The following is a 15,352-nucleotide window of genomic DNA, read 5'->3' as shown; positions in this document are numbered from 1 at the left end:
CCGTTCTTTTCTACAAGCAGCCATTATAACCAATCGCTAAAATAAGAGACTTTTATGGCTGGTCATTCGAAATTCAAGAATATTCAACACCGCAAGGGCCGTCAGGACAAACTGCGCTCGAAGATATTCTCGCGCCTCTCCAAAGAAATCACGGTTGCTGTTAAAATGGGTGGCGGCACAACCGATCCGGATATGAACCCGCGCCTGCGTCTGGCTATCCAGAACGCCAAAGGCCAATCCATGCCGAAGGACAATATCGCGCGCGCCATTAACAAGGGTTCTGGCGGTGATGCCGAGGACTATAAAGAAATGCGCTATGAGGGCTATGGCCCAGGCGGCGTTGCTATTGTTGTTGAGGCGCTCACCGACAATATCAATCGCTCTGCTTCCAACATCCGCGCCTGTTTTTCCAAAAACGGCGGCGCGCTTGGCGAAACCGGTTCGGTTTCCTTTATGTTCGACCGTGTCGGCGAAATCACCTACAAGCCTGACGCCGGTGATGCGGATGCTGTGATGGAAGCAGCTATTGAAGCGGGCGCTGAGGATGTTGTGTCCGAAGAGGAAGGCCATACCATTACATGTGCGTTTGAAGATCTGGGATCCGTGTCCAAAGCTTTGGAAGAAACGCTTGGCGAGGCAGACTCGGTCAATATTATCTGGAAACCTCAAAACCTGACACCGGTTGACGAGGAAAAAGCAGCGACATTGATGCGTCTGCTTGATGCGCTTGATGAAGATGATGATGTGCAGAATGTCTTCTCGAACGAAGATATATCTGACGAGATTATGGCCAAGCTGGACGCATAGGCCACAACTTCGTTCAATCATCGCGCGCGCGAGATACGACTATAGTATTATGTTTCGCAGCGTAAGGTGACAAGCTCCGCGCAATCGTCCGCATATATTCTCATGACATATGCGGCATTGCGGGGAGGCGATAGCAATGATTGAACCTATGCTGAAGGACGAGGAGGCAGATGCCTGCCTTGCACCGGATGTTGCGCTATCTACAGAAAATTTGAATGCCGCAGGCAATCTAAATACAGATGGCATGGCCGATGTGATTGCACATGTCGGCGGACAGATCAGCACCTTGGCGGTCAATATTGCTGACACATCCGGTACGGTTGGCGATGTGGCCGGCGCGATGGCAAAACAATCGGATGCGTTTGCCGAGGTTTATTCTTCTGCTGAAGAAATTGCGGTCGCCAATGTTCAATTAACCGATGTTTTAAGCCAGGCAACAAACATTGCAGATGGTGTTCAGCAAGGTTTGAAATCAACAACGGCATCTGTTGAAGACATCTTTACCGCTGCTTCCAGCGATATTACGGCGATGGCGAAATCCGCCGATACGGTCAATAGCGAGTTTGCCGGTGTCAAAGAGAAGTTATCGGAAGTTTACGACTATTCAGAATCCATTCAGAAAATCGCCAGTGAGACGCAGATGCTGGCGATCAATGCCGGTATTATTGCGACACGGGCCGGTGAGGCCGGTAAAGGATTTTCAATCATTGCCGGTTCGGTGCGCGAATTGGCCGTTCAGACATCGGAAGTGTCAAAAAACATTACAGCCCGTCTAAACGCACTTGAGGCGACGGTGACCGAGCTTCTTAAACATGGCGAGATGAGCAGCAAGCTGGCTGCCGAAGCGGTTGTCCGTTCTGAAAAAATTGACGAAGAGTTTGGCCGGTTTCGTGAGTTCGGCGATCAGGTTGATACGCTCACGGCTTCTATCGGGCAAATCGTTGGTCCTGTGAAGCGCAATTCGGAGCTATGCGGCCAGATCATCGAGACTATGGGTACGCTCAATAATGAAGTAAAGGTCAACACATCTGCGTTAAGCGATACGTCGAACAAGTTTGATACGCTGGTTAGCTTTACCGAAGAAATGATCCTGTTGATCGAGCAGAGCGGTGTTGAGACAGAGGACTCGCACATCATCCGCCATTGTGTGGATGCGGCAAACCGGACAGCGGCGATTTTCGAGCAGGCATTGACCGACGGCAAAATTGGCATGTCCGCTTTGTTTGACGAAAACTACCAGCCGATTGCGGGCAGTGATCCGCAGCAGGTGCTGACACAATTCACCGAATTTACCGACCGCGTGATGCCGGATATTCAAGAAGCATTTTTGGAATTGGATAAGCGAATTGTGTTTTGTGCGGCAATCGACCGGAACGGATATTTGCCGACACACAACCATATTTATTCAAAGCCGCAATCAAGGGATCCGATCTGGAATGCGGCCAATTGCAGAAACCGGCGTATCTTCAATGACCGGACAGGACTGGCTGCAGGGCGCAATACGAAACCGTTTTTGATGCAAACCTATCGCCGTGACATGGGCGGCGGTGTCTTCTCGCTGATGAAAGATCTGTCCGCACCGATATTTGTGCGCGGAAAGCACTGGGGCGGGTTCCGCGTTGGCTGTAAAATTGCCGGTTAAGCCCTAAATTAGCGCAGTGCCGTGTCCAGCAGCGGCAACGCTAGAATGGCCGCCGCCAAAATCATCGAAAATGCAACATTGCGGTACAATCGTTCGCTGGCGCCGGAAAAACATTTCGAGCCGATAAAAATGCCAACAAGATATGGAAGCATGGCCAAAAGGCCGAGCGCTGAAGCGCTGACTGTGAAAATATCACCCAGAAAGTAACCTGTGATAATGATAATGTCGGTCAGGAACAGATAAAAAATCATATTGGCGCGTACTTGCGCTGCCTTACTGTCTCCGGCCATCCAATATAGCAGCGCGGGCGGTCCGGGCAGTCCGGCGGCAGCGCCCATAAAGCCGCCGCCTGCGCCAACGCTTAAAGATACCGCAGAGCTTCGCGGCCCGCGATATTTATAGCCGCCCCATAATAGTGTGACCGCTATTAGGATCGAGAGGCTGATGAACCAGCGCAGGGCTGAGGGGTCTGCGGTTTTAAGCACATAGATGCCTAGCGGTACCAATATGAGATAACCCAAAACCATGGGCAATACTTCGCGCCACTGTGTTTGTTTGCGTGTGGTCCAGGCCAGTGCCATCGACGGCAGGCTGTCGACAAAGGCAAGAACAATAAGCGCGACCTTAGGGGTGAACAATGCGGCGGTTGTCGGACCAATAAGCATACCGCTACCGAAACCGGAAAAGCCGCGCACAATGCCCGTTACGAACACGACGCATAAAACGATCTGGCTTGCCGGGTTTGCCAGATGTTCATAGATGAGTTCAATCAATTCACCGCTTTCCAAATCCTGTCGGCGACCATCAGATCAAGATGAGCGCCGCCGCCATTCTTAAAAACTGTGATCTCATCTTTAGACTGTCTTCCGGCTTTGTTTGGTACCAGATCGTAAAAATCTCCCAACACAGCGCTGCGTTCGATGGCGCCGGAGGCGAGCGGTATCATTAATTCGCCGATATGCTCGAGTGTCGTTTCGAAACTGTCGACAAAAAGGCGTGATTTTTGCAGCAGAGCATCATCCGCCTCGCGCATATCGGCTTTGAATGCACCGATCAGATCAACATGGGTGCCGGGCTTAATCCACGCGCCTTTGATAAGTGGTTCCAAGCAATAAGTCGCAGCCGAAACGATATCATTGCGGCCGCAAGCCTCTGCCAAATTCTCAACGGCGACAGCATCTTTTTGAGCGGCCAGTTTTTCAGCGTTTTTAAAAGTGCGGTTCCAGATGGACACATTTTTGATGGATGGAAAAACCGCGCGATAGGCATCGATCAGATTGTCGCCCACGGTTCCCGCGCCAACGACAAGCAGGTTTTCCGGCTCCGGATTTGCCAATAATTTTGCGCCCAATACGCTGTCACCGGCGGTTTTCCATTTGGTGACAATATCGCTTTCAATCATGGCTTTTGGCGTGCCGGTCTCATCATCAAAGATCAGCATCGCACCTTGCACCGTCGGCAGATTGCGCTGCGGGTTGTCAGGGGTCACCGTTACCGTTTTTACCCCTTGGCCAAGACCGGGAATAGCAGCGGCACGTGAAAGGACCGTCTTGTCACCGCATTCTAAGAACTGGTCGCCCAGTTGCGCTTTGGGCAGCTTATGGCCTTCGATAATTGCATTACAGATCATCTGCCAATTAAGGAGGTGGTCCGCATCGGTCGATTTGATAAATTGTATGTCCATGCGAGCGAGAATGCATTTGGCGTTTGAAATGTAAAGCCGTTAAAATGTTTCTGGTTTGTTCACTTTTGCGCTTTATTGGGTTAAGGGGAATAAAACAGGTTGGACCATGACAGAAGCGATTCGCATTATCGGCATTGACCCAGGACTTCAGCGTACCGGCTGGGGGATCATTGAAACCATGGGTAATTCACTGAAATTTATTGCTTCGGGCACGGTAACATCGACATCGAAACTGGATCTGGCTTCGCGTCTGCGCGAATTACACGATGGTCTGGCGGATGTTATTCACACCAACATGCCACATGAAGCTGCTGTGGAGAACACGTTTTCAAACGTTAATCCGGCCTCGACGCTGAAGCTGGGACAGGCGCGGGGCGTTGCGATGCTCGTACCGGCTTTATCCGGATTGCCGGTTGAGGAATATGCGCCCAACCAAGTCAAAAAATCGGTCATCGGTGTGGGGCACGGTGATAAAAAACAGATAGCCATGATGGTGAAAGTTTTGATGCCGCGCGCGCAGTTTTCCACCGAAGATGCGGCCGACGCATTGGCGATTGCCATTTGTCATGCACATATGCGCAAATCGCGACGGTTGGAAAAAAGGTTTGCATCGGCATGATCGGAAAACTCAAAGGCACGGTGGATGACATTGAAGAGGACCACATTGTTCTGGATGTGCATGGTGTGGGCTATGTCGCATTCTGTTCGGCGCGGACATTGTCGAAAATGACAGCGGGTGAGGCGGCTGTTTTGCACATCGAAACCTATGTGCGTGAAGACCAGCTCAAACTGTTTGGTTTTTCCACGCTGCTTGAGCGCGACTGGTTTCGCCTGTTGCAAAGCGTGCAAGGCGTGGGCGCGAAAGTTGCGCTGGCAATACTCTCCACTTTAACGCCATCTGATCTGGCCAACGCGATTGCGCTTCAGGACAAAGCGATGGTGGCGCGCGCGCCCGGTATCGGCCCGAAGGTGGCGCAGCGCATTGTCACGGAGCTTAAAAACAAGGCACCGGCATTTTCCGGCGAGGCGGCAGGTTCAATGGGCCTGAAGCAGGAGCTTGGCGAAGGGGTTGCCTCCAGTGCGGTAACCGATGCGGTGTCCGCGCTTGCCAATCTGGGATATTCGCGCGAGCAGGCGGCCAATGCTGTTGGCGCGGCCATGCGCGAAGCCGGAGACAATGCCGACAGTGCAAAGCTGATAAGGCTTGGCTTGAAGGAATTGGCTAAATGAACGCTTTCAAGCGTGCTGGAATAGAGAAAATTCACTGGCGTGATTTTTTTATTATTGTTCTTGGTGCAACAATTATCGGTCCTCCCATCGGCGGTTTCATTCTGGGTATAGGTTTTGATGTTCTTATGCTGGGCCGTGCATTGCTTGAAATGTTGAGCATGGACAATCGATCACAGCCAAGCCTTGAAGACGTGCGTGGTTTTCTTCTGGTTCCATTTTTATTTGCGGCAACATCTCATTTCTTGGGTGCAGTGCCTGCCTTTTTTTCAGGGTTGCTGACGTGGATCTATGCTGTTTATTTCAGGAAACTTCATTTTAGCGTTATTTGTGGCTTCGTTTTTTTAACGTCATTTTTTTGGGCATGTTACCTGTTCGTCGGTGACGAATGGGACGTGGGCGCAGAAAGCTTGACAATGTTCGCTGTGTTTGTGGCATTAGGCTGGATTTCAGCCTATTGCCTTGTTCGCCTGTTTGGCCGGTTCCTGACAATTGCTCCATCCGGCAAATTAAGACAATGACATTCTCACAAAAAGTCAGATGTGTGCTGGTTTCGGGTTTTGTCGGATCGCTGATCGGCACAACTATCTATCATGCCATTTATGTTGGCTTTTTTGCGTATGATTTTATGTTTTGGGGCGCATTTATCTATTTGGTATTGTGCTTTGTGCCATGCGGCTTGCTTGGCGGTTTTATTATGGTTGAGTGGCGAAGGCGCTCCGGTTCAATGGATATGCCGCGGGCGGTTTTCAGCGGATTTTTAGGCGGGCTAATCCCGGCCATTATTATGTTGGGATTGCTTTTGCCCGAGTCTTTATTGATGGGGACACTTTTGATTAGTAGCTTGGGCGCCGTGACAGCATTTATCCTATGGTGTAGCCGTGGACTATTCGGACTAAAGGGACTTTGATGAACGACGCTGACCGGATAATTGATGCTGAAAAAAAAGGCGAAGATTTTGACACTTCGCTGCGCCCGCAAACACTTGATGATTTTACCGGCCAGAAAGCTGCGCGGGAAAATCTAAAAGTGTTTATCGAAGCGGCCAAGAGCCGCGGCGAGGCATTGGACCATGTGCTTTTTGTCGGGCCGCCGGGGCTGGGTAAAACGACCTTAGCGCAAATTATGGCCAAGGAGCTGGGCGTTAATTTCCGTTCGACATCCGGTCCCGTGATTGCCAAAGCGGGCGATCTGGCCGCGCTTTTGACCAATCTGGAAGAGCGCGATGTGCTGTTTATCGACGAGATACACCGGCTTAATCCGGCAGTAGAAGAAATCCTTTATCCGGCGATGGAAGATTATCAGCTTGATCTGATTATCGGTGAGGGGCCGGCGGCGCGTTCTGTCAAAATTGATTTATCGAAATTTACGCTCGTTGCGGCGACAACGCGTCTGGGGCTTTTGACGACGCCCCTGCGTGACCGTTTCGGCATACCTGTGCGACTGGAATTTTATACAGCAGAGGAGCTTGAACAAATCGTGCGGCGCGGTGCACGCATTATGGGCCTGAACATCAATGATGAAGGCGCGATGGAAATTGCCCGCCGTTCGCGCGGCACGCCGCGTATTGCCGGACGTTTGCTGCGCCGTGTGCGTGATTTTGCCGATGTGGCCAAATCCGATCTTGTGACCAAGGAGATTGCGGACAAGGCGCTTTCGCGGCTGGAGGTGGATTCCATTGGACTGGATTCGCTTGACCGGCGTTATCTTAACCAGATTGCCCGTAATTTTGGCGGCGGGCCGGTTGGGATTGAGACCATCGCTGCCGCGCTGTCCGAACCGCGCGATGCGATTGAAGATATTATCGAGCCTTATCTTATCCAGCAGGGGTTTATTCAGCGCACACCACGCGGGCGCATCATGACGCCGCGTGCCTGGGATCATATGGGATTAAAGGCACCGTCTGACATGGCGGCGGTGCAATCGGGCCTTTTTGATGACGAGGCGTAAGGTGCGTCTTTTCTCTTTTCCGCACAAATTTTTGTGACTGGCTCTTGTGAACAAAATTAGTCAATGAATGTTGTCTGTGCAAAGGAGACACCATGCAAAACGACATTCAAACTCTTATCCCGCGCCAACCGGTGCCAGAGCTGACATTACCGCTTGTCGGCGGCGGTGAGTGGAGCCTGACCAACGAAGCGCCTGACACATTTTCAATCCTGATATTTTATCGTGGCTGGCATTGTCCTGTTTGCCGCAAACAGCTTGAAGAAGCCGAAGCGCTGGTTGAAAAATTTGAGCAGAAAGGTGCCATGCTGACGGCTATTTCCGTGGACGGCGAAGACCGCGCTAAGGAAATGCATGAATCCGCCAAGCTCGATAAATTGAAGCTGGCCTATGGATTGACCTTGGAGCAGGCGCGCGAGTGGGGTTTGTTCATTTCGACAAGTCGCGGCCTGACATCTGTTAATGTAGAAGAGCCGATCAAATTCGCCGAGCCGGGGTTCTTTCTCATCAAGCCGGACAATACCCTATTCTATTCCAGTGTGCAGAGCGCTCCGTGGGGGAGGCCGGCGCTTGAGCCATTCTTGAACACAATCGACTTTATTGTTGATAAGAACTATCCGGCACGCGGCGAGATCGTCACGCTGGATTAATTGCCGCTAGGCAAATCGAGCTTTTTCAAAAGCTCGCCCGGCATGGTCTCACCACCAAAAGTTTGGGCCATGCCGAATGCCCCGCCAAAGGACCAGATGGACCAGCCGAACTGATATTTGTCGGCAATAGCAATCATGTCTTTTAAGTAGGCAATGCGCCATGCTTCAGGTATTTTGAAGTCCTTGCCATATTCCTGCGCGATGAAGCCAAACTCGCCCAGATATATTTCATCGGGTGTAATGTTATGGCGGGCGGCCCATTTCGCCACTCTTTTAAAGGGCGCTTCGAGCATGTCGGCCAGATTATCGGCGTCACCCCAATCTTCCAGCTCGTTGCGGATATACCAGCCTGCATTGCTTCGCGTTAAGCCGCCAAGCGTGTCGTCGATGTAGCGATCATTGTTTTTTGGCAAATCGCGAATAACGGAAGGGGCAAGCTGCGATGGCGGGTAGGGCAGGTTCTGAAATGCGCTGACTGGTTTGCCGATCCAATTTGCGCTCTGATGGGTTATGATGAACGGCTCATAGGAATGAAATGTCCAGATGATGTTCTCATCGGCAAATGCAGCCGGATCAAGCTGTGTCAGCCCCTTTGCGGACGCATAGCAAGCGCCGGGAACAATCAGCGTGATATTCTCATTCGCCTTGCGCGCGGCGCTGTGAAGCTGTGTCGCCTGCGCCTGCCAGATCTTCATTTCATCCGCTCTGCCGCAATCATATTGAGGCTCGTTGATAATTTCCAGCGCAAGAGCGGACGCATCATATTGGGACAATGAGCGCGCCATATCGGCGACAAAGGTTTTGTATTTTATAAATGCCAGATCATCATTGAGAATTTGGTCAATGCCGATGACCTTCCTGTCTGCGCTATAAGATATAGTGTGAAGATCGACGATAACTTTAAGGTCGGCATCCATGATACGCCCGATCGCGTTATGCAGACTTTGCAGTAAAGTCTGTCGGCGTTGCTGATCATCATCAAAAAGGAAGATCGCTGTATCGACGGGAATACGCACGGTTTCCATGCCGTTTTCACGCAAAGATTTTATAGCGTCATCATCGACAAATTTTTGCCATTCGGGAAAATTGTTCAGCACATCCGGATCATTCCATTGGCTTTCATCGGGCCATGTGACCCATTGATCCATGGAGATACCACGTCCGGTTTTGAAAGTGGCGGCATGGGCCGGTAGACTGTAAAAACCGACCGCAATCACCAAAGCGGCGGCAATAATTCTTGCAATTGATGTCGGTTTACTTTCAATCATGGGTTTAAATATCATCTAAAACCGGACTGCGACATGACAAACTCTCAAAATGGTGAACGCGGAGAAACTGTCGCGCTTGCCGGACAAATTGATGAGAAAACACATTTTCTGACCGCGCGGGTATATTTTGCCGACACCGATTTTTCAGGTGCGGTTTATCATGGACGCTATCTTGAGTTTCTTGAACGGGGACGGTCGGACTTTCTGCGCTGTATCGGCGTGCATCATACTGATCTGCTGAAAACACCGGAAGGGCCGCTCTTCTGGGTGGTGCGGCGCATGGAGATTGATTTTAAAGCCAGCGCTGCGATTGACGATATATTGCAGATCGAGACGCAACTTACATTTGTTGGCGGTGCCCGCTGCATGATGGCGCAGAAGATTGTGCGCGCTGACGATGTGCTGATCGAAGCGGAAATCACGGCGGCATTGATCAACAGTGAAAGCAAACCAAGACGTTTTCCGGAAGACTGGAAACAGGCATTCGGCGCGCTTGTGGTCAGTGATTCTGCCTGAATAAACAAGAATCCTAAGACTCTTTTAAGGATAATGAGTTATTAATGCACCTGAATGAGGCTGTGTCACGCTTGTGCCATTGTTTCACCTAATTTGTGCTCGAAGTGCCTGCTCATAATAAAGCTTGGCGTATTGACTTCACACAGCGCGCAATTTGCCGCCCGGTGACGTAACGCCGGGCGTTTCGATTCGAAGGACTTTGAAATGGAACACGATGTCTCGATTCTAGGCCTTTTCCTACAGGCCGGTTTGATCGTGAAAATGGTGATGATCGGGTTGTTGGCCGCCTCTATTTGGACGTGGGCGATCATTGTTGATAAAACAATTGCCTTCAAGCGTATACGCTCGCAGCTCAACCGCTTTGAGGAGACTTTTTGGTCCGGCCAGTCATTGGAGGAGCTTTACCGCACCTTGTCTGACCGCAAAACATCCGGCATGGGATCGCTTTTTGTTGCTGCCATGCGCGAGTGGAAAAAATCCTATGAGCGCGGCGCGCGTTCACCGATCAGCCTGCAAAGCCGCATTGACCGCGCGATGGATGTCGCGCTTGTCCGTGAAATGGACCGTCTTGAATCGCGGCTTGGCTTTCTGGCGTCGGTCGGTTCGATTGCCGTTTATGTCGGCCTGTTCGGAACGGTTATCGGTATCATGACGTCGTTTCAGGCGATTGCCGGTTCTGATTCAACCAACCTTGCAGTTGTCGCGCCGGGTATTGCCGAAGCGCTTCTGGCGACAGCAATTGGTCTGCTTGCCGCTATTCCGGCACTGCTTGCCTATAACAAGCTGACAACGGATGCGGGCAAAATCGGCTCGCGCCTTGAAGCCTTTGCCGATGAATTTTCGGGCATACTCTCACGCCAGATCGATGAGCGTGCCTCACAGCAACAGCGCACAGCTGCGGAGTAATCTTTATGGCTGGTTCTGCCGGATATGTATCACGCCGCAAACGCAACCGCCGCCCTGCCGGTGCGCGTCCGATTGCGGAAATCAACGTAACACCGTTCGTCGATGTTATGCTGGTGCTGCTTATTATCTTTATGGTAGCCGCGCCGCTTTTAACGGTTGGTGTGCCGATTGATCTGCCTGAAACGCAGGCAAAAGCGCTTAATTCCGACACACAGCCGATTACAATTTCGGTCAATCAGGAAGGCGAAATCTTTTTGCAGGAAACCGCCATTCCGATCGAGGAAGTTGTACCGAAACTCGAAGCAATTGCCGAGACCGGTTATGACGAGCGGATTTATATTCGCGGCGACCAGACTGCCGACTACGGCACGATCATGAAGGTCATGGGCCGTATCAATCAGGCCGGATACAGAAATATCGGTCTTGTAACGCTTCAGGAAAGCGACGGATAAAACACATGCGCGCGGGTTTAGCCACATCGGTTACACTACACGTACTGGTTCTGGGTTGGGGACTGGTCAATATTAGTGCGCCTGCATCCTTTGAAGTGGATGATGTTGAGGCATTGCCGGTTGAACTGGTGACAGCAGCCGAACTGACCCAAATACAGGAAGGCGCGAAGGATGCGCCCAAGGACGGGCCTTCATCTGTTGCGCCGACCGAACCGCCTGAACCTGATCCGGATGCGGTCAATATCGGTAATCAGGAAAAAGACCAGTCAACGCCGGAAACCGAAACACAAAAAGCGGTTGAAGTGGAAGAAGCACGTTTGCCGGACCCGACAGATGTGCCGTTGCCACGTCCTGCACCGCGCGAAGAGCCAACACCGGTTGTAGAAGATACACCGGAGCCGGAAGCAACACCTGCGACCGAAATCGCGCCAGAGCCAGAGCCGAAAGAAGAGGTTGTTGAAGATCCGGTTGAAGAACTGATAACAGAAGCCGAGCCGGAAACAGCGTCGGTGCCTGAAGAGGTGACTGAAGAACCTGCACCGGAAGCTGAGCCGGAACCGGCACCTGAAGAAACGCCTAAGAATGTGCAATTGCCTGATCAGTTGCCGACACCGCAGGCGCGTCCGGAAAGACCGCAGGCACAAACGGCCAAAACGCCGGAGCGCAAGAAGGAAGAAACCCAGCAGGCCCAGTCATCCGCAACGCAAGAAGAGACCGAAGAAAAGTCTGATGAGGTTGCATCGCTTTTGAACCGTGAACAAGGTTCGGGTGGTGGCTCCAAGGCCAATAACCAGCAGGCATCTGCGGGCGGAAGCAGAACGACAACGGGCAATACACTAACACAGAGCGAAATGGATTCGCTGCGTGGCCAGATTCAAGCCTGTTGGAGTATTCCGGCCAGCGCGCAAGGCGAAGTGGGCTTGAAAGTTTCCGTTCAGTTCCAACTTAACCAATCAGCGCAACTGGAAGGCAAGCCGCGCGTGACGTCATCATCAGGCAATCGCCAGCTTGATGACAGTGCAGTGCGTGCTGTGGCACGCTGCGGCAGCCAAGGCTTCCAATTGCCAGCCGATAAATATGACAGCTGGCGTGATGTGGTCGTGAACTTTGACCCGTCCGAGATGTTTAGATGACACAATTGACCGCTACACAAAATAGAATGCGTGATAAAACGCTTGGTCTAAAGAGGAATAGTTTAATGTTGAAAACAGCATCGATACGTTTGCTACGTCCGATGGTTATGACCATCGCAGCGATCATTATGCTTACGCTCCCGGCGCGCGCGCTGGTCGAAATCGACATCAATAAGGGTAATATCGAACCGTTGCCGATTGCGATTACCGATTTTATTTCCGGTGACGGGATTGGTGCAAAAATCAGTCAGGTCGTCGAAGCCGATCTTCGCCGCTCAGGACTGTTTGCTCCGATTGATAAAGCAGCCTTTATTGAAAAGGTCAGCAATCCTGATGCGTCACCGCGTTTTGAAGACTGGAAAGTTATCAATGCGCAGGCGCTTGTTACCGGCCGTGTGACCGATGAAGGTGGTCGCCTTAAAGCGGAATTCCGGCTTTGGGATACATTTGTCGGTGAACAAATGGCCGGTGAGCAGTTTTTCACCACGCGTGAAAACTGGCGCCGTGTCGCGCATATTATTGCCGATGCCATCTATGAGCGTTTGACAGGTGAAAAAGGTTATTTTGATACCCGTGTTGTTTTCGTCAATGAATCGGGTCCGAAAAACAACCGTGTCAAAAAACTGGCGATCATGGATCAGGACGGTGCGAATGTGCGCAATCTGACCAATGGCGGTGATCTGGTGCTTACACCGCGCTTCTCGCCGACACGCCAGGAAATTACCTATATGGATTTTGCCGGCGGGCAGCCGAAAGTTTATCTCTTGCAGCTTGAAACCGGACAGCGCGAGCTTGTCGGGGATTTCCCTGGCATGACGTTTAGCCCGCGCTTTTCGCCTGACGGTTCAAAGGTCATTATGAGCCTGCAGCAGGAGGACGGTAATGCGAATATTTACTCAATGGATTTGGGCTCGCGCAACACAACGCGTCTGACCAATTCATCATCCATTGATACGTCGCCTTCCTATTCACCGGACGGTAGCCAGATTGTATTTGAATCCGACCGTGGCGGACGTCAGCAACTTTATGTCATGGGCGCAAATGGCGGCGGTGCAACGCGTATCTCTTTCGGCAATGGCTCCTATTCAACGCCGGTTTGGTCGCCGCGCGGTGATCTGATCGCCTTTACAAAACAGTCCGGCGGCCAGTTTTCCATCGGCGTAATGCGCCCTGATGGCTCCGGCGAACGTATTTTGACAACAGGCTTTCACAATGAAGGACCGACATGGGCACCCAATGGCCGTGTCCTGATGTTCTTCCGTCAGGGTTCGGGTTCATCCGGTCCGCAGCTCTATTCAATTGATTTGACGGGCCGCAATGAACAGAAAGTCGAAACGCCAAACTTTGGCTCTGATCCGGCATGGTCGCCATTGCTCGATTAAGGCGCAAATTTGCCGTGTGCCGTTAATTTGCCGCATTTCTCGCACAGGGCGATGCGGCACCACTGTTTCTTGGCCCATGAGGTTTTAGCCGATCTGATTAAGGTCTTGCTAACCATCTCTGTTGAGTGGCCGTTAATGCAAATAAGGTTATCAAAAGATAACCAAAACCGATAAGATTGAAGAGGAAAAGGCCATGCGCCTGACCCAGACACAACATTTTTCTACTTTTTCTGCGATGCGTTCACTCGCATTGGTTCTTATGACAACGCTTGCTGTTGCAGGCTGTGCAAAGAAGAACACTTTGCCTAACAATGCAAACGATCTTGGCCTTGGTGCCAATGGTGCACAGCCCGGTACGACACAGGACTTTACAGTCAATGTCGGTGACCGCATTTTCTTTGACACGGATTCATCTTCTATCCGCAGCGATGCACAGCAGACATTGGCGCGTCAGGCACAGTGGCTTAACCGTTATCCGAATTACCAGATCACTGTTGAAGGTCATGCGGACGAACGCGGTACACGCGAATACAACTTGGCACTTGGTGCCCGCCGCGCAGCCGCAACACGCGACTATCTTGTTTCGCAAGGTGTTCCGCGCAACCGCATCAAGACTTTATCATTCGGTAAAGAGCGTCCGGTTGCCGTATGTGATGACATTTCCTGCTGGTCACAAAACAGACGCGCAGTTACCAATCTGGGCGGCCCAAGCGGCACCTGATTTTCAGAACTTTTCGGAAAAAAGCGGCTTAGGCCGCTTTTTTTATTTAAGCTGATGGGAAAAATGACATAGTTTTGCCGTGGAAGCAGCGTTCACTTTATGACGTCTGTAGGGGCAAAGATTGAGGGCTAATATTTTATGTATCGCGTTATTGTAACTTTAAAACTGGCAGTGTTTACGGCGTTGCTGTTAACGGGGGTGACCCACGCGCAGGTGGGCGATCCACGCGTGACCGAACTTCAGGAGCAAATCCGTCAGCTCAACGGACAGATCGAAGAGCTGAATTTCCAGCTATTGCAAATGCAGGAAAACATCCGCAAGCAGCAGGAAGACATGGAATACCGCATTCAGGAACTTGAAGATCAAAAGCAGGGCGCTGTAGAGCCGTCCACTGATGAAAAGACACGTAATGTCGCAGAGGCGCAGCCGGATAACAGTCCGGCGCTTACCACGACAACAGAACCGCGCCTAGGCGGTTCCCAGGCGGCTGAAGCCGGTGCGCCGCCGCGCAATTTAGGTGCGATCACACTTGATGAAAACGGCAACATTGTTGATACGTCCATTGATTTTTCGGCACAAAGTGTCGAAAGATCAGTGGACGGAGCGCAGGTTGCAAGCGTTTCGGGCGAGATGAATGCCGAAGAACTCTACAAGGCCGGATATGGCTATATCCTGTCGGGAGACTACAAGCTTGCAGAGGGCGTATTCTCCACATTTTCAAGTACATATCCGGACGATCCTCTGATTGCCGATGCGCGCTTCTGGCTTGGTGAAAGTCTGCTGGCGCAAGGCAAATATGAAGATGCGGTGGACGAGTTTATCGACGTGCGTACACAATATCCCAATGCGGACAAAGCGCCTGAAACGATGTATAAGATCGGCACGATTATGGCTGCCCTTGGTAATCGCGAAGTTGCCTGTGTGACCTTCGCCGATGCGGTTCAAACCCATACCAATATGTCCCAGCCATTGCGTAAAAAGATCGATGAGGAACGTGCGAAGGCCAAGTGCTAGATC

At 51.5% G+C, this 15,352-nt stretch carries 18 protein-coding genes; 15 read left to right on the top strand and 3 right to left on the bottom strand.

The window, feature by feature from the left end:
- The first annotated feature begins 54 nt into the window (after window positions 1-54).
- Together SU32_RS10505 and SU32_RS10500 are read left to right on the top strand one after the other, a co-directional pair.
- Window positions 55-807 (top strand): YebC/PmpR family DNA-binding transcriptional regulator, encoded by a 753-nt coding sequence (locus SU32_RS10505; protein ID WP_053999320.1) that lies wholly within the window; start codon window positions 55-57, stop codon window positions 805-807.
- A 136-nt stretch (window positions 808-943) separates the two neighbouring features.
- Complete coding sequence (locus tag SU32_RS10500) at window positions 944-2,449, top strand: methyl-accepting chemotaxis protein (RefSeq protein ID WP_053999319.1); 1,506 nt, start codon at window positions 944-946, stop codon at window positions 2,447-2,449.
- Between the two features lie 8 nt (window positions 2,450-2,457).
- On the opposite strand, the gene SU32_RS10495 is transcribed toward SU32_RS10500, so the two are convergent.
- Both SU32_RS10495 and SU32_RS10490 read right to left on the bottom strand, forming a co-directional pair.
- Window positions 2,458-3,222, bottom strand: coding sequence for a sulfite exporter TauE/SafE family protein (locus SU32_RS10495; protein WP_160316308.1), 765 nt, complete (start codon window positions 3,220-3,222; stop codon window positions 2,458-2,460).
- Entirely contained in the window at window positions 3,219-4,133 is a 915-nt protein-coding gene (locus tag SU32_RS10490) for an ornithine cyclodeaminase family protein (protein ID WP_053999317.1), read from the bottom strand. Before SU32_RS10490 ends, SU32_RS10495 begins: the two co-directional genes overlap by 4 nt.
- 106 nt (window positions 4,134-4,239) lie before the next feature.
- Here SU32_RS10490 and ruvC point away from each other — a divergent pair, with 106 nt between their 5' ends.
- The 6 genes from ruvC (at window position 4,240) to SU32_RS10460 (ending at window position 7,957) form a co-directional block, all read left to right on the top strand.
- A complete protein-coding gene (gene ruvC / locus SU32_RS10485; protein WP_053999316.1) occupies window positions 4,240-4,752 on the top strand; it encodes a crossover junction endodeoxyribonuclease RuvC in 513 nt (170 codons plus the stop codon).
- A complete protein-coding gene (gene ruvA / locus SU32_RS10480) occupies window positions 4,749-5,363 on the top strand; it encodes a Holliday junction branch migration protein RuvA (RefSeq protein WP_053999315.1) in 615 nt (204 codons plus the stop codon). The genes ruvC and ruvA overlap by 4 nt, the downstream gene beginning before the upstream one ends.
- Entirely contained in the window at window positions 5,360-5,881 is a 522-nt protein-coding gene (locus tag SU32_RS10475; RefSeq protein WP_053999314.1) for a hypothetical protein, read from the top strand. Before ruvA ends, SU32_RS10475 begins: the two co-directional genes overlap by 4 nt.
- Window positions 5,878-6,270 (top strand): hypothetical protein, encoded by a 393-nt coding sequence (locus tag SU32_RS10470; RefSeq protein ID WP_053999313.1) that lies wholly within the window; start codon window positions 5,878-5,880, stop codon window positions 6,268-6,270. The genes SU32_RS10475 and SU32_RS10470 overlap by 4 nt, the downstream gene beginning before the upstream one ends.
- The gene (gene ruvB / locus SU32_RS10465) at window positions 6,270-7,310 is read left to right on the top strand and encodes a Holliday junction branch migration DNA helicase RuvB (protein WP_053999312.1); all 1,041 of its coding nucleotides are present in this window, start codon (window positions 6,270-6,272) and stop codon (window positions 7,308-7,310) included. The genes SU32_RS10470 and ruvB overlap by 1 nt, the downstream gene beginning before the upstream one ends.
- 92 nt (window positions 7,311-7,402) lie before the next feature.
- On the top strand, window positions 7,403-7,957 hold the full coding sequence (locus tag SU32_RS10460; RefSeq protein ID WP_053999311.1) for a redoxin domain-containing protein: 555 nt from the start codon (window positions 7,403-7,405) through the stop codon (window positions 7,955-7,957).
- Here SU32_RS10460 and SU32_RS10455 read toward each other — a convergent pair.
- A complete protein-coding gene (locus tag SU32_RS10455; RefSeq protein WP_160316307.1) occupies window positions 7,954-9,225 on the bottom strand; it encodes a glycoside hydrolase family 5 protein in 1,272 nt (423 codons plus the stop codon). The two genes, SU32_RS10460 and SU32_RS10455, sit on opposite strands and share 4 nt — an antisense overlap.
- 33 nt (window positions 9,226-9,258) lie before the next feature.
- Between SU32_RS10455 and SU32_RS10450 the strand changes: the two genes are divergently transcribed.
- The 7 genes from SU32_RS10450 to ybgF all read left to right on the top strand — a co-directional run bounded on the left by SU32_RS10450 (window position 9,259) and on the right by ybgF (window position 15,349).
- On the top strand, window positions 9,259-9,741 hold the full coding sequence (locus SU32_RS10450) for a YbgC/FadM family acyl-CoA thioesterase (protein ID WP_053999309.1): 483 nt from the start codon (window positions 9,259-9,261) through the stop codon (window positions 9,739-9,741).
- A gap of 204 nt (window positions 9,742-9,945) precedes the next feature.
- Entirely contained in the window at window positions 9,946-10,647 is a 702-nt protein-coding gene (tolQ, locus tag SU32_RS10445) for a protein TolQ (protein WP_053999308.1), read from the top strand.
- 5 nt (window positions 10,648-10,652) lie between these two features.
- Window positions 10,653-11,099: a protein TolR gene (tolR, locus tag SU32_RS10440; protein WP_053999307.1), complete on the top strand. Its 447-nt coding sequence runs from the start codon at window positions 10,653-10,655 to the stop codon at window positions 11,097-11,099.
- A gap of 5 nt (window positions 11,100-11,104) precedes the next feature.
- Window positions 11,105-12,232, top strand: coding sequence for a cell envelope integrity TolA family protein (locus SU32_RS10435; protein WP_053999306.1), 1,128 nt, complete (start codon window positions 11,105-11,107; stop codon window positions 12,230-12,232).
- A gap of 101 nt (window positions 12,233-12,333) precedes the next feature.
- On the top strand, window positions 12,334-13,614 hold the full coding sequence (tolB, locus tag SU32_RS10430; RefSeq protein ID WP_425394270.1) for a Tol-Pal system beta propeller repeat protein TolB: 1,281 nt from the start codon (window positions 12,334-12,336) through the stop codon (window positions 13,612-13,614).
- Between the two features lie 235 nt (window positions 13,615-13,849).
- On the top strand, window positions 13,850-14,335 hold the full coding sequence (gene pal, locus SU32_RS10425; RefSeq protein ID WP_425394269.1) for a peptidoglycan-associated lipoprotein Pal: 486 nt from the start codon (window positions 13,850-13,852) through the stop codon (window positions 14,333-14,335).
- 138 nt (window positions 14,336-14,473) lie between these two features.
- A complete protein-coding gene (gene ybgF / locus SU32_RS10420) occupies window positions 14,474-15,349 on the top strand; it encodes a tol-pal system protein YbgF (RefSeq protein WP_053999303.1) in 876 nt (291 codons plus the stop codon).
- Window positions 15,350-15,352: the final 3 nt, after the last annotated feature.

This window comes from Ahrensia marina (assembly GCF_001293565.1).
GTDB classification, from domain to species: Bacteria; Pseudomonadota; Alphaproteobacteria; order Rhizobiales; family Rhizobiaceae; genus Ahrensia; species Ahrensia marina.
The sequence above is the reverse complement of the archived record's forward strand: the minus strand, read 5'-3'. Positions and strand labels throughout refer to the sequence as shown.

Bases quoted from the DNA above. Each gene is read 5' to 3' on its own strand.
- SU32_RS10505 (WP_053999320.1), top strand. From the start codon at position 55: ATGGCTGGTCATTCGAAATTCAAGAATATTCAACACCGCAAGGGCCGT.
- SU32_RS10490 (WP_053999317.1), bottom strand. From the start codon at position 4,133: ATGGACATACAATTTATCAAATCGACCGATGCGGACCACCTCCTTAAT.
- SU32_RS10460 (WP_053999311.1), top strand. From the start codon at position 7,403: ATGCAAAACGACATTCAAACTCTTATCCCGCGCCAACCGGTGCCAGAG.
- tolQ (WP_053999308.1), top strand. From the start codon at position 9,946: ATGGAACACGATGTCTCGATTCTAGGCCTTTTCCTACAGGCCGGTTTG.
- ruvA (WP_053999315.1), top strand. From the start codon at position 4,749: ATGATCGGAAAACTCAAAGGCACGGTGGATGACATTGAAGAGGACCAC.
- SU32_RS10455 (WP_160316307.1), bottom strand. From the start codon at position 9,225: ATGATTGAAAGTAAACCGACATCAATTGCAAGAATTATTGCCGCCGCT.
- SU32_RS10475 (WP_053999314.1), top strand. From the start codon at position 5,360: ATGAACGCTTTCAAGCGTGCTGGAATAGAGAAAATTCACTGGCGTGAT.
- ruvB (WP_053999312.1), top strand. From the start codon at position 6,270: ATGAACGACGCTGACCGGATAATTGATGCTGAAAAAAAAGGCGAAGAT.
- SU32_RS10470 (WP_053999313.1), top strand. From the start codon at position 5,878: ATGACATTCTCACAAAAAGTCAGATGTGTGCTGGTTTCGGGTTTTGTC.
- ybgF (WP_053999303.1), top strand. From the start codon at position 14,474: ATGTATCGCGTTATTGTAACTTTAAAACTGGCAGTGTTTACGGCGTTG.
- ruvC (WP_053999316.1), top strand. From the start codon at position 4,240: ATGACAGAAGCGATTCGCATTATCGGCATTGACCCAGGACTTCAGCGT.
- tolR (WP_053999307.1), top strand. From the start codon at position 10,653: ATGGCTGGTTCTGCCGGATATGTATCACGCCGCAAACGCAACCGCCGC.
- SU32_RS10450 (WP_053999309.1), top strand. From the start codon at position 9,259: ATGACAAACTCTCAAAATGGTGAACGCGGAGAAACTGTCGCGCTTGCC.
- SU32_RS10435 (WP_053999306.1), top strand. From the start codon at position 11,105: ATGCGCGCGGGTTTAGCCACATCGGTTACACTACACGTACTGGTTCTG.
- tolB (WP_425394270.1), top strand. From the start codon at position 12,334: ATGGTTATGACCATCGCAGCGATCATTATGCTTACGCTCCCGGCGCGC.
- pal (WP_425394269.1), top strand. From the start codon at position 13,850: ATGCGTTCACTCGCATTGGTTCTTATGACAACGCTTGCTGTTGCAGGC.
- SU32_RS10500 (WP_053999319.1), top strand. From the start codon at position 944: ATGATTGAACCTATGCTGAAGGACGAGGAGGCAGATGCCTGCCTTGCA.